The organism is Streptococcus sp. SCPM-O-B-23252 (M501) (genome assembly GCF_058200355.1).
Window position 1 is genome coordinate 199,839 of the sequence record NZ_JBYQGS010000001.1, and the last position, 20,876, is coordinate 220,714.

The 20,876-nt window shown below is 43.1% G+C and carries 17 protein-coding genes; 15 read left to right on the forward strand and 2 right to left on the reverse strand.

Features of this window, described 5'->3' with window-relative positions; translation table 11 throughout:
- The first annotated feature begins 132 nt into the window (after positions 1–132).
- The 6 genes from AC3E6G_RS00920 (at position 133) to recG (ending at position 9,526) form a co-directional block, all read left to right on the forward strand.
- Positions 133–1,977 (forward strand): APC family permease, encoded by a 1,845-nt coding sequence (locus AC3E6G_RS00920; protein WP_490700274.1) that lies wholly within the window; start codon positions 133–135, stop codon positions 1,975–1,977.
- Positions 1,978–2,278: 301 nt separating this feature from the next.
- On the forward strand, positions 2,279–4,798 hold the full coding sequence (gene secA / locus AC3E6G_RS00925; RefSeq protein ID WP_048691105.1) for a preprotein translocase subunit SecA: 2,520 nt from the start codon (positions 2,279–2,281) through the stop codon (positions 4,796–4,798).
- 20 nt (positions 4,799–4,818) lie between these two features.
- Positions 4,819–5,850 (forward strand): 3-deoxy-7-phosphoheptulonate synthase, encoded by a 1,032-nt coding sequence (locus tag AC3E6G_RS00930; protein ID WP_048789809.1) that lies wholly within the window; start codon positions 4,819–4,821, stop codon positions 5,848–5,850.
- Between the two features lie 83 nt (positions 5,851–5,933).
- A complete protein-coding gene (gene acpS / locus AC3E6G_RS00935) occupies positions 5,934–6,296 on the forward strand; it encodes a holo-ACP synthase (RefSeq protein WP_006595699.1) in 363 nt (120 codons plus the stop codon).
- The gene (gene alr, locus AC3E6G_RS00940; RefSeq protein ID WP_048789810.1) at positions 6,286–7,413 is read left to right on the forward strand and encodes an alanine racemase; all 1,128 of its coding nucleotides are present in this window, start codon (positions 6,286–6,288) and stop codon (positions 7,411–7,413) included. The genes acpS and alr overlap by 11 nt, the downstream gene beginning before the upstream one ends.
- Positions 7,414–7,510: 97 nt before the next feature.
- The gene (gene recG, locus AC3E6G_RS00945; RefSeq protein WP_125334855.1) at positions 7,511–9,526 is read left to right on the forward strand and encodes an ATP-dependent DNA helicase RecG; all 2,016 of its coding nucleotides are present in this window, start codon (positions 7,511–7,513) and stop codon (positions 9,524–9,526) included.
- Between the two features lie 469 nt (positions 9,527–9,995).
- Here the strand turns inward: recG and AC3E6G_RS00950 are convergent, their stop codons facing one another.
- Positions 9,996–10,958, reverse strand: coding sequence for an asparaginase (locus AC3E6G_RS00950; protein WP_048789812.1), 963 nt, complete (start codon positions 10,956–10,958; stop codon positions 9,996–9,998).
- Positions 10,959–11,022: 64 nt separating this feature from the next.
- On the opposite strand from AC3E6G_RS00950, the gene AC3E6G_RS00955 reads away from it, so the two are divergent.
- A complete protein-coding gene (locus tag AC3E6G_RS00955) occupies positions 11,023–12,435 on the forward strand; it encodes a Cof-type HAD-IIB family hydrolase (RefSeq protein WP_125334851.1) in 1,413 nt (470 codons plus the stop codon).
- Positions 12,436–12,476: 41 nt separating this feature from the next.
- Here the strand turns inward: AC3E6G_RS00955 and AC3E6G_RS00960 are convergent, their stop codons facing one another.
- Positions 12,477–12,929, reverse strand: coding sequence for a universal stress protein (locus AC3E6G_RS00960; protein WP_048789814.1), 453 nt, complete (start codon positions 12,927–12,929; stop codon positions 12,477–12,479).
- A 212-nt stretch (positions 12,930–13,141) separates the two neighbouring features.
- Between AC3E6G_RS00960 and AC3E6G_RS00965 the strand changes: the two genes are divergently transcribed.
- The 8 genes from AC3E6G_RS00965 (at position 13,142) to AC3E6G_RS01000 (ending at position 20,876) form a co-directional block, all read left to right on the forward strand.
- Complete coding sequence (locus tag AC3E6G_RS00965; RefSeq protein WP_023024219.1) at positions 13,142–14,356, forward strand: pyridoxal phosphate-dependent aminotransferase; 1,215 nt, start codon at positions 13,142–13,144, stop codon at positions 14,354–14,356.
- 185 nt (positions 14,357–14,541) lie between these two features.
- Positions 14,542–15,330, forward strand: coding sequence for a GTP-sensing pleiotropic transcriptional regulator CodY (codY, locus tag AC3E6G_RS00970; protein WP_048691732.1), 789 nt, complete (start codon positions 14,542–14,544; stop codon positions 15,328–15,330).
- A complete protein-coding gene (locus AC3E6G_RS00975; protein ID WP_048789815.1) occupies positions 15,330–15,899 on the forward strand; it encodes a cysteine hydrolase family protein in 570 nt (189 codons plus the stop codon). The genes codY and AC3E6G_RS00975 overlap by 1 nt, the downstream gene beginning before the upstream one ends.
- Before the next feature lie 136 nt (positions 15,900–16,035).
- On the forward strand, positions 16,036–16,338 hold the full coding sequence (gene gatC / locus AC3E6G_RS00980; protein WP_048789816.1) for an Asp-tRNA(Asn)/Glu-tRNA(Gln) amidotransferase subunit GatC: 303 nt from the start codon (positions 16,036–16,038) through the stop codon (positions 16,336–16,338).
- Positions 16,338–17,804, forward strand: a complete 1,467-nt coding sequence (gene gatA, locus AC3E6G_RS00985) for an Asp-tRNA(Asn)/Glu-tRNA(Gln) amidotransferase subunit GatA (RefSeq protein ID WP_118227880.1) — start codon at positions 16,338–16,340, stop codon at positions 17,802–17,804. The genes gatC and gatA overlap by 1 nt, the downstream gene beginning before the upstream one ends.
- Complete coding sequence (gene gatB, locus AC3E6G_RS00990; RefSeq protein WP_490700275.1) at positions 17,804–19,246, forward strand: Asp-tRNA(Asn)/Glu-tRNA(Gln) amidotransferase subunit GatB; 1,443 nt, start codon at positions 17,804–17,806, stop codon at positions 19,244–19,246. Before gatA ends, gatB begins: the two co-directional genes overlap by 1 nt.
- A 100-nt stretch (positions 19,247–19,346) precedes the next feature.
- Complete coding sequence (locus tag AC3E6G_RS00995; RefSeq protein WP_048789819.1) at positions 19,347–19,727, forward strand: hypothetical protein; 381 nt, start codon at positions 19,347–19,349, stop codon at positions 19,725–19,727.
- 108 nt (positions 19,728–19,835) lie between these two features.
- On the forward strand, positions 19,836–20,876 hold the full coding sequence (locus AC3E6G_RS01000; protein ID WP_048789820.1) for a 2,3-butanediol dehydrogenase: 1,041 nt from the start codon (positions 19,836–19,838) through the stop codon (positions 20,874–20,876).

The following is a 20,876-nucleotide window of genomic DNA, read 5'->3' on the forward strand; positions in this document are numbered from 1 at the left end:
AGACAATGAAAACTTTATGAAAATTTCACAATTTAAGTTGACAGTCTTGAAAAAAAGGAGTAGAATAACCCCTGTTTTATGAAAAGAGGCAGGGAATTCCCGGCCTCATGATCTTTTTTCAAGGAGTTTTTTATGTTTTCAACATTGAAAAAATGGTTTATTGGCCGTCCGTTGAAATCTGGTGCAGAAGGTGAAGGAGGATTGCTAGGGAAAATGCAGGCCTTGGCCATGCTCTCTAGTGACGCACTTTCTTCTATTGCCTATGGTCCAGAACAAGTTATCCTGGTCTTGATGACCGTATCAGCAGGAGCTATTTGGTGGTCAATTCCAATTGGGATTGTGGTCCTGGTTCTCCTAGCCAGTTTAACGATTTCTTATCGTCAGGTCATTCATGCCTACCCTCAAGGGGGAGGAGCCTATATGGTGACTTCGGAGAACCTGTCTCCCAAAGCGGGGTTGATCGCTGGTGGAAGTCTTTTGGTTGACTATATGCTGACGGTAGCGGTATCTGTTTCTTCTGGTGCAGATGCCATCACGTCAGCGATTCCCTCTTTTCATCCTTATAATCTTCACATTTCCATTTTGTTGGTCTTGCTTTTGATGCTGATGAACCTTCGGGGACTGCGCGAATCAGCCACATCCTTGATGATTCCGGTCTATCTGTTTATTGTCAGTACCATTGCCTTAATCGGCTATGGCGTGATCCAAATTTTGACAGGGCATTTGGCCTATAACGCGACTGCGCATGTTGGCCAAACCATTTCAGGAGTCAGCATCATTCTCTTGTTGAGGGCCTTTACGAGTGGATCCGCTTCCCTAACAGGGGTGGAAGCCATCTCCAATTCGGTTCCCTTCTTTAAGAAACCAAAAGCAAAGAATGCAGCTTCTACCTTGACCATTATGGCTTTGATTTTGGGGATCATGTTTGCAGGGATTACCTTTCTCAATTACTGGGTGGGTGTTGTTCCAGCAAAAGGGGTAACAACTCTAGCCCAAATGGCCCAAGCTATCTTAGGGAATTCCCCAGTCGGTCAAGCCTTCTTCTACGTTTTCCAATTATCAACAGCCTTGATCTTGGCAGTTGCGGCTAATACAGGGTTCTCCGCCTTTCCAATGTTGGCCTTTAACATGGCCAAAAACAAATACATGCCACACATGTATATGGAAAAAGGGGATCGTCTAGGCTATTCCAATGGGATTTTGACATTGGCGATTGGTGCGATTGTTTTGCTCTTGATCTTCGATGGACAAACAGAAAGCTTGATTCCGCTCTATACCATTGGGGTCTTCATTCCTTTTGCCCTTTCTCAAACAGGGATGGTCATTCATTGGAAACGCCAATATCAAAAAGGATTTCTTAAGTATTCCCTTGCCAATATCCTGGGGGCAGCCATATGTTATGGGATTGTCTTGATCCTCTTATTATTCCGTTTGGGTGAGATCTGGCCCTTCTTCCCTATAATCGGTCTTTTACTTTGGATGTTCTTAAGTATTCGCAATCACTATGATAAAGTTGCGGCTCAATTGCGTTTGGGAAGGAAGATCGAAAAGACAAATTACGCGGGCAATACTGTCATTGTCCTTGTTGGGAATGTCACTCAGGTAAGTGTGGGAGCTATGAGTTATGCAAATAGCCTAGGAAACGATGTCATAGCCATGCACGTCTCAACGGAAGAAACCAAGGTCAAGGATGCAGAGGTAGCAGAAGAATTCAAACATTATTTCCCTCATATTCGCTTTGAAAATGTTATGACAAGTTACCGGGATATTATCCAACCAACAGTTGAATTTGTCTCAAAAGTAGCTGAGGAGGCCAAGGAAAAAGGGAACACCGTCACAGTCTTAGTTCCTCAATTCATCCCTAAAAAACATTGGCAAAATATTCTCCACAACCAAATGAGTTTGAAATTGAAGTATGCGCTTCGTTGGCATGAAGAAGTGGTTGTGGCAAGCTATTCTTACCATTTGTCTGAATAACTATCGCATAAAGAAGAGATGTCTACTATAGAGGTGATTCGGATTAAAAACAAAGTTTTAGTAGATGATTGAATAATTCTAACGAGTATAATTTTTATAGAATTTATTAGATTTGTATCAATGAACAGTTTGTCTTCACTTTCAGATGTCTGCTTGAGCAGCCATCTTTTTGGATTTTCTCACACGAAAAAACCACTCGAAAGTCTTGTAAGATACAGCCTTAATCTTGAAAAAATGTTTAAAAAATGCTACAATAAAGAGAACGTTTAAAATTTAAGAAATTTGAAAAGTAAGGAAACTAATGGCTAATTTATTAAAAACAATTATCGAAAATGATAAAGGTGAATTAAGACGATTGGAAAAGATGGCAGACAAGGTCTTCTCATACGAAGATCAAATGGCTGCCTTGTCAGATGATGAACTGAAAGCGAAAACAGAAGAGTTCAAGCAACGCTACCAAGATGGTGAATCATTGGATGACCTTCTGTATGAAGCTTTTGCGGTAGTTCGCGAAGGTGCCAAGCGTGTCTTGGGCTTGTTCCCTTATAAAGTACAGGTCATGGGGGGTATTGTTCTTCACCATGGTGACGTTCCAGAAATGCGTACAGGGGAAGGAAAAACCTTGACTGCGACCATGCCGGTATATTTGAATGCCCTATCTGGCCAAGGAGTTCACGTTGTCACTGTCAATGAATACCTGACAGAACGTGATGCGACTGAGATGGGTGAGTTGTACTCATGGCTAGGTCTTTCAGTTGGGATCAACTTGGCTGCAAAATCACCGTCTGAAAAACAAGAAGCTTATGCTTGTGACATCACTTATTCAACCAACGCGGAAATAGGTTTTGACTACTTGCGTGACAACATGGTTGTTCGTGCCGAAAATATGGTACAACGTCCTTTGAATTATGCCTTGGTTGATGAGGTAGACTCCATCTTAATTGATGAAGCCCGTACGCCATTGATTGTTTCAGGTCAGACTTCTACAGAAACTAGTCAACTCTATCACATGGCGGATACCTATGTAAAATCTTTGGAAAAAGAAGACTATATTATTGATGTCCCTTCAAAAACGATTGGTTTGTCAGATTCTGGAATTGATAAGGCTGAAAGTTACTTTAATCTTGAAAACTTGTACGACATTGAAAATGTTGCCTTAACACACTACATCGACAATGCCCTCCGTGCTAACTACATCATGATTTTGGATATCGACTATGTAGTCAGTGAAGATCAAGAAATCTTGATCGTCGACCAATTTACAGGTCGTACCATGGAAGGTCGTCGTTATTCTGACGGCTTGCACCAAGCGATTGAGGCTAAAGAAGGTGTACCAGTCCAAGAAGAAACCAAAACATCCGCTTCTATTACTTACCAAAACCTCTTCCGGATGTACAAGAAACTTTCAGGGATGACAGGTACTGGTAAAACAGAAGAAGAAGAATTCCGTGAAATCTACAACATTCGCGTTATTCCAATTCCAACTAATCGTCCGATTGCTCGTATTGACCATCCGGACCTTCTCTACCCAAGCTTGAAATCGAAGTTTAAAGCTGTAGTAGAAGATGTAAAAGCTCGCTATGAAAAAGGACAACCAGTCTTGGTGGGTACCGTTGCAGTTGAAACCAGTGACTACCTATCCCGCCTCTTGGTTGAAGCAGGCGTTCCTCACGAAGTCTTGAATGCGAAAAACCACTACAAAGAAGCGCAAATCATCATGAACGCTGGTCAACGTGGTGCCGTTACCATCGCGACCAACATGGCCGGACGTGGTACCGATATCAAGCTCGGTGAAGGGGTTCGTGAACTCGGTGGACTTTGTGTGATTGGTACAGAGCGTCATGAAAGCCGTCGTATTGATAACCAGTTGCGTGGACGTTCTGGACGTCAAGGGGATCCAGGTGAATCTCAATTCTACCTTTCTCTTGAAGATGAGTTGATGCGTCGTTTCGGTTCAGAGCGCATCAAAGCCTTGCTAGACCGCTTCAAACTAAGCGAAGAAGAATCTGTCATCAGATCTAACATGTTTACACGCCAAGTTGAAGCAGCTCAAAAACGAGTGGAAGGGAACAACTATGACACTCGTAAGCAAGTCCTTCAGTATGATGATGTTATGCGGGAACAACGCGAGATTATCTACTCTCAACGCTATGATGTCATTACAGCGGATCGTGATTTGGCGCCAGAAATCAAGGCCATGATCAAACGGACCATTAAACGGATCGTTGAAGGAGCTAGCCACTCAAGCAAGGAAGAACGGATCGAAGCTATTCTGAACTTTGCCAAATACAATTTGGTCCCTGAAGATACTATTTCTGAGAGCGATATTGAAGGCAAATCTGATAAAGATGTGATTGATTACTTGTACAAACGTGCTGAAGAGGTTTATGAAAACCAAGTAGCGAAATTACGCGATGAAGAAGCAGTCAGAGAATTCCAAAAAGTCTTGATCCTTCGTGTTGTGGATAGCAAATGGACCGATCACATCGATGCCTTGGATCAATTGCGTAATGCTGTTGGTCTCCGTGGTTATGCACAAAACAATCCTGTGGTTGAATACCAATCAGAAGGATTCCGTATGTTCAACGATATGATTGGCTCCATCGAGTTTGATGTGACTCGTTTGATGATGAAAGCTCAAATCCATGAACAAGAGCGTCCACGTACAGAACACAGTATTTCAACGACAGCGACTCGTAATATTGCCGCTCAAAAAACTGATTTACCAGAAGATCTTGATTTGAGTCAAATTAAACGCAATGACATCTGTCCATGTGGATCTGGTAAGAAATTTAAAAACTGCCACGGTAAAAAACTCTAATCGGATGAAAGGATCAGCCTATGTCTTTTACAGTTACTAGCCCAATCATTGATGAAACAGCAGTAACCTCTCTTTATTGCTTAGAAGGTAAACATTTAGCTCGCAAAGAAGCGCGTGACCGTGAACTAGCCTCTATTTTGAAGGGGGAAGACAAGCGGATTTTGCTTGTGATGGGACCATGTTCATCAGATAATGAGGAAGCAGTGATGGAATATGCTCGTCGCCTTGCAGCCCTTCAAGAAGAAGTTCAAGATCGGGTCTTCATTGTGATGCGGGTCTACACTGCTAAACCTCGGACCAATGGAGATGGCTATAAAGGCTTGATGCATCAGCCGGATACTGCTTCAGAACCTAGTTTTGTAGCTGGCTTAAAGGCGGTTCGTCGCCTGCATCATCGAGTGATTACCGAAACTGGTTTGACAACAGCAGATGAACTGTTGTATCCAGAGACTTACCCATTTGTTGAGGATCTCCTTTCTTATGTTGCTATTGGGGCACGTTCTGTAGAAGATCAAGGCCATCGATTTGTGGCGAGTGGCATCTCAGTCCCAACTGGATTGAAAAATCCAACGTCTGGAAATCTGTCGGTTATGTTTAATGCAATTTATGCTGCACAACATGGGCACCATTTCTTCTATAATGGTCGTTCTGTGGAGACAAGTGGAAATCCATTCGGACATGCTATTCTGCGTGGAGCTTTAGACGCGAATGGGAAAAACATTCCAAACTACCACTATGAAGATCTGCTAGAAGCTGCGCATCGTTACCAGGCCTTGGGCTTGCAACATCCATTTATCCTGGTTGATACCAATCATGATAATTCTGGGAAGAAATTTGCTGAGCAGATTCGCATTGTCAGAGAAACCCTTACAAATCGTAGCTGGAATCCAATTATCCATGATGTAGTCCGTGGATTTATGATTGAATCTTATCTAGAGGACGGTCGTCAAGATCAACCAGAAGTATTTGGTCAATCGATCACAGACCCATGCTTGGGTTGGGAAAAGACAGAAAGCTTAGTACGAGAAATTTATCAGTATGTAGCTGAATAAAAGGAGAGGGCTGGAGAAAATATTCTCAGCCCTTTCCTTCTTAAATAGAGTTGCTGATAGAAAATCATTAAAGAGGAAAAGATATGATTGTTGGACATGGGATAGATATCGAATCGATCCAATCCATTGAACAAGCCTACCAGAGACATCCGAGATTTGCTTCCAAGGTATTGACAGAGACGGAACGAGAACGGTTCGACCAATTATCTGGAAAAAGAAAAATGGAATACCTGGCAGGTCGATGGTCTGCCAAAGAAGCCTTTTCCAAGGCTTGGGGAACAGGAATTGGTCCAGTAGGATTTCAGGATCTGGAAATTCTAACCAATCAAAAAGGAGCTCCCTATTTTTCAAAAGCTCCTTTTAGTGGAAAGATTTGGGTATCGATTAGTCACTCAGGCGATTTAGTTTCGACCAGTGTCATTTTGGAGGAAAGAAATGAAAGCTAGTATACATAGACCAACGCGAGCATATGTGGATGTAGAGGCTATTGCCTATAATGTTCAACAAATACAAGCCCATATTCCGAAAGAGACCTTGACCTTTGCAGTTGTCAAGGCAAATGCATACGGCCATGGGGTTGAGCCAGTGGTAGAACGTTTATTGCCACTAGTAGATGCTTTTTGTGTCTCCAACCTAGATGAAGCCTTGGAAGTTCGCCAAGTAGCAGGTGAAAAGCCGATCTTAATTTTGGGCGTTGCACCAGTAGAACACGTTGCGATTGCCATCAAAGAGGAAATTCGTTATACAGTGGCTAGTCTCGAGTGGTTGAAAGCATTGTTGGCTGAAAAGTCTGATTTGACTGGGTTGAAGGTTCATATTAAAGTGGATTCAGGAATGGGACGAATTGGTTTTCGTTCGGCAGAAGACTTGCAGGAAGCTATGATCTTATTAAGAGACCATGGAGCAGAAGTGGAAGGGATCTTTACTCATTTTGCTACAGCTGATGAGAAAGATGACCGGCATTTCCAAGGCCAGTTGCAACGATTTAAGAGCTTGTTGGAGCTCTTGCCCTATACTCCGAAAATCGTTCATGCCAGCAATTCAGCAACAACTTTATGGCATGCTGATACCATTTTTAATGCTGTCCGACTGGGCGATGTCATGTATGGTCTCAATCCAAGTGGAAGAGAGTTAGAGCTTCCCTATAGCATCCGTCCTGCTCTGAGTCTGGAAACAGAATTGGTCCATATCAAACCACTAGAAGTGGGGCAGACAGTTGGCTATGGAGCGACCTATCAGACTAGTGAGGAAGAGTGGATTGGGACCATTCCAATTGGCTATGCAGATGGCTGGACCAGAGATATGCAAGGTTTTCATGTCCTTGTTGATGGGCAATTCTGCCCGATTGTCGGTCGCGTATCCATGGACCAAATTACCATTCGCCTACCGAAGGCCTACCCGATTGGGACTAAGGTAGTATTGATCGGAAGGGATGGTGATCTAGCTATAACGACAACGGATGTAGCAGTCTATCGAGGCACGATCAACTATGAGGTTGTTTGTGTCTTGAGTGATCGCGTACCAAGAGTTTATCGTCCAACAAAGGAAGACAGTGGGAAGTAAGTTGTTTGTCTTTTCCCAGCTTCCTTTTATAAAAAGTTCGAGATGAAAGAGGTTGATGACGGTGGTCCCAGCCTCCTTTCTTATCTAGGAGGAAAGAATGAACTTACACCAACCGCTTTCTGTCCTGCCAGGAATTGGACCGAAATCAGCAGAAAAATACAAGAAATTGGGAATCGAAACGGTTGAGGACCTCTTGCTCTACTTCCCATTTCGGTATGAAGATTTTAAATCAAAAAATGTTTTAGATCTGGAAGATGGAGAAAAAGCAGTTGTTTCTGGAATTGTTGCCACCCCAGCCAATGTCCAGTATTATGGTTACAAGCGTAACCGTCTTCGCTTTACCATTAAACAAGGGGAGCTGGTCCTAGCAGTTAGTTTCTTTAACCAGCCCTATCTAGCGGACAAGATTGAACTAGGGCAAACAGTAGCTGTATTTGGTAAATGGAATAAGGCCAAGGGAGCTTTGACAGGGATGAAGCTGTTAGCCCAAGTCGAAGATGACCTTCAACCGGTCTACCGCTTATCTCAAGGGGTGAGCCAGTCAGCTTTAGTAAAGGTTATCAAGACGGCTTTTGAAGCAGGCTTGGATCAGCTATTGGAAGAAAATCTCCCTCAAATCTTAATGGACAAGTACCACTTGCTTTCTCGCAGACAATCAGTCAGGGCCATGCATTTTCCCAAGGATCTTGAAGAATATAAGCAGGCCTTGAGACGAGTGAAATTTGAAGAATTGCTCTTTTTCCAATTGCAACTGCAGGTCTTGAAGGAAGAAAATCGTTCCGTCGGACAGGGAATCGTCTTGGATTGGGATAAGAAGAAGCTAAAAGCTCTTCAAGCTAAGCTTCCTTTTACGTTGACAGAAGCTCAGGAGCGAAGTCTGAACGAAATTCTAGCAGATATGCGTTCTCCTTACCACATGAATCGTCTCTTGCAAGGAGATGTCGGAAGCGGGAAGACCGTCGTTGCTGGACTGGCCATGTATGCTGCTGTAACAGCTGGCAAGCAAGCGGCCTTGATGGTACCGACCGAAATCCTAGCCGAGCAACATTTACAAAGTTTGACCTCTCTCTTTCCTAGTCTTAGAATTCTTCTTTTGACAGGCAGTCTAAAAGCTGCGGAGAGACGAGAACGCTTGGAATTTGTTCAGACAGGGCAAGTGGACCTTATTGTGGGAACCCATGCCTTGATTCAGGAGGGGGTTCGTTTTCATGATCTCGGATTGGTCATTATTGATGAGCAGCACCGTTTCGGTGTAGCCCAAAGACGGATCCTGCGTGAAAAGGGCCAAAATCCGGATGTCTTGATGATGACAGCGACCCCAATTCCCCGAACTCTGGCAATCACTGCTTTTGGAGATATGGATGTTTCGATTATCGACCAAATGCCAGCAGGTCGAAAAGAGATTATCACCCGCTGGGTCAAGCATCAACAGTTAAATTTAGTCTTTGATTGGCTGGTCAAAGAAATTCAAAAAGGCTCCCAAGCCTACGTCATTTCTCCCTTGATTGAAGAGTCGGAAGCCTTGGACCTCAAAAATGCTATTGCTCTAGAGGAAGAATTGATTGCTTATTTTGGAGACCGAGCCCGTATTTCTCTCCTTCATGGTAAGATGAAGGGGGAAGAAAAAGAGGCCATTATGCAGGCCTTTAAGCAGGGAGAAATTGACTTACTAGTTTCTACAACTGTAATCGAGGTCGGCGTCAATGTTCCCAATGCTACCGTCATGATTATCATGGATGCAGACCGCTTTGGTTTGAGCCAATTGCACCAGTTGAGAGGTCGGGTAGGGCGTGGTGATAAGCAGTCTTACGCAGTATTAGTTGCCAATCCCAAAACAGAATCTGGTAAGCGTCGGATGAAAATCATGACCGAAACCACCAATGGGTTTGTCTTGGCAGAAGAAGACCTCAAGCTACGAGGCTCTGGGGAAATCTTTGGAACGCGTCAATCAGGTATACCAGAATTTCAAGTGGCCAACCTCATTGAAGATTATCCAATCTTAGAGGAGGCACGAAAGGTAGCTGTTCAGGTGGTCACAACTCCTAATTGGCGAGAGCATCCAGATTGGCACTGTCTGTCTCTACATTTGGAACAGAAAGAACACTTAGATTAAGAAAGAATAAAAAAAGCTAAGATTTTCTTAGTTTTAAGATTGAAGATAAAGTCTTCTGAAAAACTTCCCTTAGGTGAGTGTGGACGTCAGCGAACTTCGAAGAAGTTCCATGACTTAGTTTTGAGCCTAAGGTCTCAAAACTCCCGAGTGCCTGAAACTATTGTGTTTCAGGCACTTTTCTTACGGCGGAAAGTTTTTAATCTTCTTAAATGGCAAAATAAGTCATTTTTGAAGAGTAACTAGCCGTTTTATGTAAAATAATAGTTTGACTATATTTAAAAAGCTAAGATTTTCTTAGCTTTTTATCTTATTTTAAGTTTGTGGACCTATAATCGTAAAAAATAGAAAAGAGGTCCTAGCTATGCGAACCATGTTGAAATTCATCTTGTCAATCATTATCTCAGTCCATCAAAGCTATTTTTAAATTTAAAAGGCGGATGTATCCACCATCACACCTTCTATTGTTATTTTAACCTTCTATATAGTCTCTTAATTCATCGCCTTTTAATCCGGCATTGAGAGCAATAAGGAGCTTCAGCCGGGCCTTAGCTGCATTGAGCTCTTTGACAAAGAAGATGCCGTGCTCGTGAAGTTTGACTCCACCTCCATCGTAAGCATAGACAGGTTCCGCAATTCCATTGAAGCAACGGGAAACCAAGGCAATAGGAAGGCCAGCCTCTTGAAATTCAAAGAGTTTCTCAGCTACTTCCTTAGGAAGATTTCCTGCACCAAAGGCTTCAATGATCAAACCATCCATTTGTTGGACATCTAGTAGGTCAAGGAGTTCTGTTTTCATGCCAGCATAGGCTGAAATGATGGGGACAACTCCCTTGATTTCTTGCAAATCAAAACGCACACGGGGTTCAGCTGTTTTGAAGAAAAGAACTTCTTTTTTCATGACCAAGCCTAGAGGGCCATGTGTGGGGGTCTGGAAGGTGCTGACATTGGTGGTATGTGTTTTGGTCACGTACTTGGCTGCATGGACTTCATCATTCATCACGACCAAGACACCCTTGTCTTGTGATTTGGGATCTGCTGCTACTCGGATGGCGGTCAGATAGTTATAGACGCCGTCGCTTCCTAATTCATTGGAGCTTCTCATGGCTCCTGTTAAGACTACTGAAATAGTTGGCAAGTCCATGGTATCTAAGAAGTAGGCTGTTTCTTCAAGAGTATCGGTACCATGGGTAATGACAATCCCATCATACTGGGAAGCCTCTTTCTGAATCTTATGATAGAGTTGTAACATGTGCTGAGGAGTTACATGAGGGCTGGGTAAATTTAAAAAATCTTCTGAAGTAAGCTCAACCCCTGCCAGTGACAGATCAATATGGTTCATGGGGTTGGATGAATTGGTCACGACAGCTCCAGAGTCATCCGCCTGCATGGAGATGGTCCCTCCTGTATGAAGGGCCAAAATTTTCTTAATCATGTGTGTCTCCTTGGAATGTGTGTTATAATTTATTGTATCATAAAACGGAAAGAAAGCAGTCATCATGGAAATAAAAGCGGTCTTTTTTGACATTGACGGAACCTTGGTCAATGATAGTCGAATGGTCTTGAAGTCAACTGAAAAAGCCATTCGCGCCTTAAAGGAACAAGGAATTTTTGTTGGTTTGGCAACAGGGCGAGGACCCTTCTTTGTCCGTCCTTTTATCGAGCGCTATGACTTTGATTTTGCGGTCACCTATAATGGTCAGTATATTTTTACCAAGGACAAGGTCTTATCTGCTTCTCCAATTGATAAGAAGAATCTGCATGACTTGATTGACTACGCAAAAAACCATCGCATTGAGATCGCCTTAGGAACAGAAGATGGAGTTGAAGGTTCTCGCATTATGAGTTTTGGTCTGAGTCCTATTTCTCTATGGTCTGCACGTTTTGTACCAAAAGGCTTTTCGAAGGCAGTTAGTCAGGGCTTCAACAAGGTGGTTAGCAAGGCTGTCCCTCAGGATCAAAAGCAACTGCAACAAATTGCCCAAGGACCGGTTTATCAGGTTCTCTTATTAGCTAGTCCTAAAGACACTCAAAAAGTTGAGCAAGCTTTTCCTGAATTAAAATTTACGCGTTCCAGCCCCTTTGCGGCGGACGTTATCAATCCAGACAACTCAAAATTGGAAGGGATTCGGATCGTAGGAGAAGAATTTGGATTTTCAATGGACCAGGTGATGGCCTTTGGAGATTCAGATAATGACTTGGAAATGCTCTCGGGTGTTGGCTTATCGATTGCGATGGGCAATGGAACCAGCAGGGTCAAAGAAGTAGCTCAGCATACGACGACCAGTAATACCAAAGACGGGATCCAAAAAGCGCTGGAACATTTTGGCATTATCACGGATCAGTCACTGTTTGTTAGTCGCGACGATCACTTTAATAAGGTCAAAGCCTTCCATCAACTCATGGATGGTCAAACTCAGGAAGAACCAAAGGCCTGGGACAATCAAGAGGCTCTTTACCGAACCATGTTTAAGCAGGAGGAATTGGTTGAATTTATTCGGGCAGCGAGCAAGGATGAAGCAACCTTTGATCGTTCAATCGAAAGCTTGCATCAAGCCCTAGATGAGGCAGCCAATAAGGTTCGTAGCAAGCATCCAGCTGAGATCTCCATGGTGGGGCAGGTCGATGCCTTGATTGATACGCTCTATCTGACTTATGGTAGTTTTGTTCTAATGGGGGTCGATCCGGAAGAGGTCTTTGAGATTGTTCACCGTGCAAACATGGGGAAGATTTTCCCAGATGGTCAGGCTCACTTTGATGAAGTCACGCATAAAATTTTAAAACCGAACGACTGGGAAGAAAAGTATGCACCTGAGCCAGCCATTCAAAAAGAGTTGGAACGGCAAATCAAAGCTTATCAAAAACACTACTCTGAAAAAACAGCAGAATCGGAAGAAAATAAAAAGGTGTGAGGAAATTCGTTTTCCTTCACACCTTTTGGTTTTTATAAAGTTTATAAGGTCTTTTCTGTCTCACGAACCACTAACAAATCGACTTTGGCATGGCGGAGAATGTATTCAGAGGAAGACCCAACTAGTAAACGTTCAAAAGCATTTAGACCAGTTGCCCCAACCATGATGAGATCAACTCCCTCTGCATCAGGGATATCAGTCGCTAAGAGGACTTTTGGATTCCCCATTTCAATCACCGAAGCAATGTTTTGGACACCGGCTTCTTTAGCACGCTTGATATACCCTTCTAATAGTTCATTAGCTTCTGTTTGGAATCCTTCATACACCTCAGCATCAAAACTAGAGACACTTTGTAAGGCACGTGTATCAACGACATGAGCAAGGGTAAGTTTAGATCCGTTTCGCAACGCAACATTGACCCCTTTCTCAAAAGCAAGTTCAGCTTCGCGAGATCCATCAACTGCAACCATGATGTTTTCGTATTTTTGAGACATGTTCCGTCCTCCTTTACTGCTTGAAAACGTGAAAAGAAATGGAAGAACCCATTTATGTTACCTATAATTATATTTTAAACCTTTTACCATAGAAAGTAAAGGTCAAATCAGATATCTATAGGATTTCATTGAGAATGAAAGAGGTTGCTCAGTTGTACTCCAGATTAACTAGTGGTATAATGGAAGCAGTTTGATAAAGTGAGGAAAAAATCATGAAAGAATACAATAAGTCCGTCAAGCTAGAGCACGTTGCTTACGATATTCGTGGTCCAGTCTTAGAAGAAGCGATGCGCATGCGGGCCAACGGGGAGAAAATCCTTCGCTTAAATACAGGAAATCCAGCAGAATTTGGGTTTACAGCTCCCGACGAAGTCATTCATGATTTGATTATGAATGCTCGGGATAGTGAAGGGTATTCGGATTCAAAAGGAATTTTTTCTGCCCGTAAGGCCATTATGCAGTATAGCCAATTGAAAAAGATTCCGAATGTTGAGATTGATGATATCTATATCGGAAATGGTGTCAGTGAGTTGATTGTGATGTCCATGCAAGGCTTGCTGGATAATGGCGATGAAGTACTTGTGCCAATGCCAGACTATCCTCTTTGGACAGCAGCGGTCAGCCTAGCAGGTGGAAATGCAGTACACTATGTTTGTGATGAAGAGGCTGAGTGGTATCCTGATATTGATGATATCAAGTCGAAAATCACTTCAAACACCAAGGCTATCGTCGTGATTAACCCCAATAACCCAACCGGAGCTCTCTATCCAGATGAGATTTTGTTGGAAATTGTCGAAATTGCTCGTCAACATGGCTTGATTATCTTTGCAGATGAAATTTATGATCGCTTGGTCATGGATGGTGCCAAACACACAGCCATTGCTAGTCTCGCGCCAGATTTGTTCTGTGTCAGCATGAACGGTTTGTCCAAATCACACCGCATAGCGGGCTTCCGTGTGGGCTGGATGGTCTTATCTGGACCAAAACACCACGTGAAGGGCTATATCGAAGGTTTGAATATGCTCTCCAATATGCGTCTGTGTTCAAACGTCTTGGCCCAACAAGTGGTCCAGACTTCTTTGGGAGGCTACCAGTCAGTGGACGAACTCTTGCTTCCAGGCGGTCGAATCTACGAACAACGGAACTTTATCTACAAGGCTATCAATGATATTCCAGGACTCTCAGCTGTCAAACCAAAAGCTGGTCTCTATATCTTCCCTAAGATTGATCGTGAAATGTACCGGGTAGATGATGATGAGCAGTTTGTCTTGAATTTCTTAAAACAAGAAAAGGTTCTCTTGGTTCACGGACGTGGATTTAACTGGAAAGAGCCAGATCATTTCCGGATTGTTTACCTTCCTCGAGTAGAAGAATTGGCTCAAATTCAAGAGAAGATGACCCGTTTCTTAAAACAATACAAACGATAAGTGTAAGAGAAATCGCTAATAGGCGGTTTCTTTTTTTTGAATGAATCCAGCGAATATTTTGTTACATAAGGCTAATTTTTCTGAATTGAATAGAATTGTAGAAAAAATAAATAATTTTCAGATAATTTGATTGAAATTCCCCCACTTATATGATATACTTTAGCTGACTATATGCGAGGTTTATTATGGCTAAATTATTAGAAAAAACGAGAAAAATTACATCTATCTTGAAACGTTCTGAAGAACAGTTGCAAGATGAAATGCCTTATAATGCAATTGCCCGTCAACTGGCTGACATCATTCATTGTAACGCTTGTATTATTAATAGCAAGGGAACTCTTCTAGGTTATTTCATGCGCTACAAAACCAATAATGATCGGGTTGAGGCTTTTTTTGACAATAAAAAATTACCTGAAGATTATGCTAAAGCGGCCAGTTTAGTCTATGATACAGAGGCGAATTTAGATGTAGATCACGATTTAAGTATCTTTCCAGTAGAGACAAAGTCTGATTTTCCTGATGGGTTGACAACGATTGCTCCCATCCATGTATCTGGGATTCGTTTGGGGTCTTTGATTATTTGGCGCAATGATAAGGAATTTGCGGATGATGATTTGATTTTGGTTGAGATTGCTAGTACCGTAGTTGGGATTCAAATGTTGAACTTCCAACGAGAGGAAGATGAGAAAAATATTCGTCGCCGGACTGCGGTCAATATGGCTGTCAATACCTTGTCCTATTCAGAATTGCGGGCAGTTTCCGCTATCCTTAGTGAATTGAAGGGAAATGAAGGGCAGTTAACTGCTTCCGTGATTGCGGATCGGATTGGTATTACCCGCTCTGTGATTGTCAATGCGCTGCGGAAACTGGAGTCAGCCGGTATTATTGAAAGCCGCTCTCTTGGGATGAAGGGAACCTACCTCAAAGTCTTGATCCCAGATATTTTTGAAGAAATAAAGAAAAGAGATTACTAATGACTAAAGCGTTAATTTCGATTGACTACACCGTTGATTTTGTAGCAGATGAAGGTAAGCTAACGGCAGGAGCTCCTGCACAAGCTATTTCTGAGAGCATTGCCCAGGTGACCCAGTTAGCCTTTGACCAAGGGGCCTATGTCTTTTTTGCGATTGATGCTCATGATGTAGACGATCCCTTTCATCCAGAAAGCAAGCTCTTCCCACCTCATAATATCATTGGGACTAGTGGACGGGATTTGTATGGTCCCTTAGCTGATTTTTATCGGGAGCACAAAGCGGATCCACGCGTCTTTTGGATGGACAAGCGTCATTATTCTGCTTTTTCAGGAACTGATCTGGATATCCGCCTCCGGGAACGTGGCGTAGATACGGTTATTTTGACGGGAGTCTTAACGGACATTTGTGTCCTCCATACAGCAGTAGATGCCTATAATCTGGGCTATCAGATCGAAGTGGTCGCGCCTGCTGTGGCGTCGCTCACTCCTGAAAACCACCAGTTTGCTTTAAATCATTTCAAACATGTTTTGGGAGCAAAAGTGGTGAATGAACAATTAGAAGAATTGTAAGATTAGAGTTCGAGGAGAATGGCCTAATGCCTAGCCTTCCTCGGACTCTATTTTCTTGCCAAACTACCGCATAAATACTAAAAATATGGTAAAATAGAGGGTATTGAGAAATCATCATTTCACGAAAGGAAGCAAGATGAAAATTACGCAAGAAGAGGTAACCCACGTTGCCAATCTTTCAAAATTGAAATTCTCTCCAGAAGAGACAGCTGAGTTTGCGACAACCTTGTCTAAGATTGTCGACATGGTGGAATTGTTGGAAGAAGTGGACACAAACGGTGTGGCTCCAACAACAACCATGGCGGATCGTAAGACCGTATTGCGTCCGGATGTTGCTGAAAAAGGGACGGACCGTGACCGTTTGTTTAAAAATGTACCTGAAAAAGATAATTACTACATCAAGGTACCAGCTATCCTAGAAGATGGAGGAGATGCCTAATGTCATTCAACCATAAAACCATTGAAGAGTTGCACGACCTCCTTGTCTCTAAGGAAATTTCAGCAACCGAATTGACCCAAGCGACGCTTGATGATATCAAGGCGCGTGAAGAAGCAATCAATGCCTTTGTAACGGTGGCCGAAGAAGCTGCCCTTGCACAAGCCAAGGCTATTGATGAAAAAGGAATCGATGCAGACAACCTCCTATCAGGGATTCCGCTCGCGGTCAAAGACAATATCTCAACAGATGGTATCTTGACGACTGCGGCATCAAAAATGCTCTATAACTACGAGCCAATCTTTGATGCGACAGCTGTTGCCAATGCCAAAGCTAAAGATATGATTGTCATCGGGAAGACCAACATGGATGAATTTGCCATGGGTGGATCTGGTGAAACTTCATATTATGGACCAACCAAGAATGCATGGGACCACAGTAAGGTGCCTGGTGGATCTTCTAGTGGTTCAGCAGCTGCTGTAGCTTCAGGTCAAGTCCGTTTGTCCCTTGGTTCAGATACTGGTGGTTCTATCCGCCAACCAGCTGCCTTCAACGGGATTGTTGGTCTCAAACCAACTTATGGAACAGTTTCACGTTTTGGTCTCATTGCCTTTGGTAGCTCACTAGACCAAATTGGACCATTTGCACCAACGGTCAAGGAAAATGCCCTCTTGCTCAATGTCATTGCCAGTGAAGATGTCAAAGATTCAACATCTGCGCCTGTTCGTGTAGCAGACTTTACTTCTAAGATTGGTCAAGACATTAAAGGCATGAAGATTGCCCTTCCTAAGGAATACCTCGGTGAAGGGATTGACCCAGAAGTCAAAGAAACCATCCTTAATGCGGCCAAACACTTTGAAAAATTGGGAGCAACTGTCGAAGAAGTTAGCCTGCCTCATTCTAAATACGGGGTTGCCGTTTACTACATCATCGCTTCATCTGAAGCTTCTTCAAACTTGCAACGTTTCGACGGGATTCGCTATGGTTTCCGTGCGGAAGATGCTAAAAACTTGGATGACATCTACGTGAATACTCGTAGTCAAGGCTTTGGTGATGAGGTCAAACGCCGGATCATGCTGGGTACCTTTAGTTTGTCATCTGGTTACTACGATGCCTACTACAAGAAAGCTGGTCAAGTTCGTACCCTCATTATCCAAGACTTCGAAAAAGTCTTTGCGGATTACGACCTCATTCTTGGTCCAACAGCTCCAAGCGTAGCCTTTGATTTGGATTCGCTCAACCACGACCCGGTTGCCATGTACTTGGCTGACCTCTTGACCATTCCAGTCAACTTGGCAGGTCTCCCAGGGATTTCGATTCCTGCAGGTTTTGCTCAAGGTCTTCCAGTTGGTTTGCAGTTGATTGGTCCTAAGTATTCTGAAGAAACCATCTACCAGGCTGCAGCGGCCTTTGAAGCTACGACGGATTACCACAAGCAACAACCCCTTATTTTCGGAGGTGACAATTAATGAACTTTGAAACAGTCATCGGACTTGAAGTCCACGTTGAATTGAATACAAACTCAAAAATTTTCTCACCAACCTCTGCCCACTTTGGGAATGAGCAAAATGCCAACACCAATGTGATTGACTGGTCTTTCCCAGGTGTGCTTCCTGTCTTGAACAAGGGTGTTGTGGACGCTGGTATCAAGGCTGCTTTGGCACTGAATATGGATATCCATCAGCACATGCACTTTGATCGTAAGAACTACTTCTACCCTGATAATCCAAAGGCTTACCAAATTTCGCAATTTGACGAGCCAATCGGTTATAACGGTTGGATTGAAGTGCAATTGGAAGATGGTTCAACTAAGAAAATCGGGATTGAACGGGCCCACTTGGAAGAAGATGCCGGTAAGAACACGCACGGAACAGACGGTTTCTCTTATGTAGACCTCAACCGTCAAGGAGTTCCATTGATCGAAATCGTATCTGAAGCAGATATGCGTTCTCCAGAAGAAGCCTACGCCTATTTGACAGCTTTGAAAGAAGTCATCCAATATACTGGTATTTCAGACGTCAAGATGGAAGAAGGATCGATGCGTGTGGATGCCAACATTTCCCTTCGCCCATACGGTCAAGAGGAATTTGGTACCAAGACGGAGTTGAAAAACTTGAACTCATTCTCAAACGTCCGTAAAGGTCTTGAATACGAAGTGCAACGCCAAGCGAAAATCTTGCGCTCAAGTGGTGTTATTCGTCAAGAAACACGCCGTTATGATGAAGCCAACAAGAGCACTATCCTTATGCGTGTCAAAGAAGGAGCAGCGGATTACCGTTACTTCCCAGAACCAGACCTTCCATTGTATGAAATCTCAGATGAGTGGATTGAGGAAATGCGCACAGAATTGCCAGAGTTTCCAAAAGATCGTCGTGCTCGCTATGTGGCAGAGCTTGGCTTGTCTGACTATGATGCCAACCAATTGACAGCTACGAAAGTTACTTCTGACTTCTTTGAAGCAGCGGTAGCCCTTGGTGGAGATGCCAAGCAAGTGTCTAACTGGCTGCAAGGTGAAGTCGCACAATTCTTGAACGCCGAAGGTAAAACGCTTGAAGAAATCCAATTGACACCAGAAAACTTGGTCGAAATGATTGCCATCATTGAAGATGGAACCATCTCTTCTAAGATTGCCAAGAAAGTCTTCGTTCATTTGGCGAAAAATGGTGGCGGTGCGCGTGAATACGTCGAAAAAGCTGGATTGGTACAGATTTCAGACCCTGAAGTCTTGATTCCAATCATCCACCAAGTCTTCGCAGACAATGAAGCAGCCGTAGCCGACTTCAAGTCAGGGAAACGGAATGCGGACAAGGCCTTCACAGGCTTCCTCATGAAAGCAACCAAAGGCCAAGCCAACCCACAAGTAGCCCTCAAACTACTTGCCCAAGAATTGGCGAAGTTGAAAGAAGAGTAATAGAGAAAAAAACCAGCCGAGAGGTTGGTTTTTACTATCCATAAAATTGTGTTAGAATAGGAAAGACCATTACATATCAACTAGCATTAGGAGAAGTTACATGAACAAATTTTTAAGAGCCTTATTTGTCCTAGTTATCATCGCCATGTCTGGAGCCATTATTTTTCAGCTCTTCTTTCCATCCTATATGGGAAGTCATTCGGGATATGGTGTTTCTGTCGGTTGGCAGCGGGAGATTGGGATTTGGAATGTGGCAGTTCTTGTGATTCTCATTGCTGTCAATCTCAAATATGATTGGTTCTATCTTCGAACGGTACTATTGGCCTTGATCATTGGTGGGCTTGGGATTGGGACCAATCATTTATTTGCTTATCTCAACTATCATTTGCCAGTAAATGTTATTGGAGCTTTTGAAAATTATCTTCTTGTTCTGGGCTGGATTGTCGGTTGGAAATTAGAGTCATCTCGGATTGATAATTAAGATATTAACCGTCTGTTTCTTCTTGACAAAGTTTGTGAAAAGGCTTACAATATAGTTGTCGGGTTTCCTGAAAGGGAATTGCAATTCATGGAAAAATAGGAGAAACATATGGAAACAATGAAAGCTGCTCGCTGGCATGGCAAGAAGGACGTTCGTATCGAGGAAGTGGAAGTCCCTAAAGTAGAACCTCATCAAGTAAAGGTTGCGGTCAAATTCACGGGAATCTGTGGAACAGACTTGCATGAATACTTGGATGGGCCAATCTTCATTCCAACAGAAGAGCATGTTTATTCTGGTCAAAAAGCACCCGTTACCCTTGGTCACGAGTTTGCTGGAGAAATTGTTGAGGTTGGAAGCGATGTGACTCGTGTCAAAGTTGGGGATCGTGTGACGATTGAACCAATTTTGGCAAAACATAACCTAATCGGTGACTACAACCTTGATCCAAACTTGAACTTTGTTGGTTTAGCAGCAGATGGTGGTTTTGCGAAGTATTGTGTGCTTGATGGTGATCTTGTGCATGTGATTCCAGATAGCTTGAGCTACGAGCAAGCGGCTCTTACAGAACCTGCAGCTGTTGCTGTTTATGCCGTTCGTCAATCTGCATTGAAAACTGGGGATACAGCCGTTATCTTTGGCTTGGGTCCAATCGGTCTTTTGATTGTTGAAGCCCTTCGTGCAGCAGGAGCATCAAAAATCTATGCAGTTGAATTGTCTCCTGAACGTCAAGCAAAAGCAGAAGAGCTAGGTGCCATTGTAGTTCGTCCAGAAGAAGGTGAATCAATCGTTGAAGCCATTCATCGCTTGACGGATGGTGGAGCGGATGTGTCTTATGAAGTAACAGGGGTTCCTGTTGTTCTTGGACAAGCTCTTGCAGCAGTTCATAAGGCTGGTGAGTGTATGGTTGTTTCTATTTGGGAACGCGAAGCAAGCATCAATCCAAATGAATTCGCCATTCAAGAAAAGACTCTTAAAGGGATTATCGCTTATCGCCACATCTTCCCTAAAGTATTGGAATTGATGGAACAAGGCTACTTCTCTGCTGAGAAATTAGTTACTAAGAAAATCAAATTGGAAAATATTGTTCAAGATGGCTTTATCGAATTAACGCAAGATAAATCGCAAATCAAGATTTTGGTTGAGCCGTAA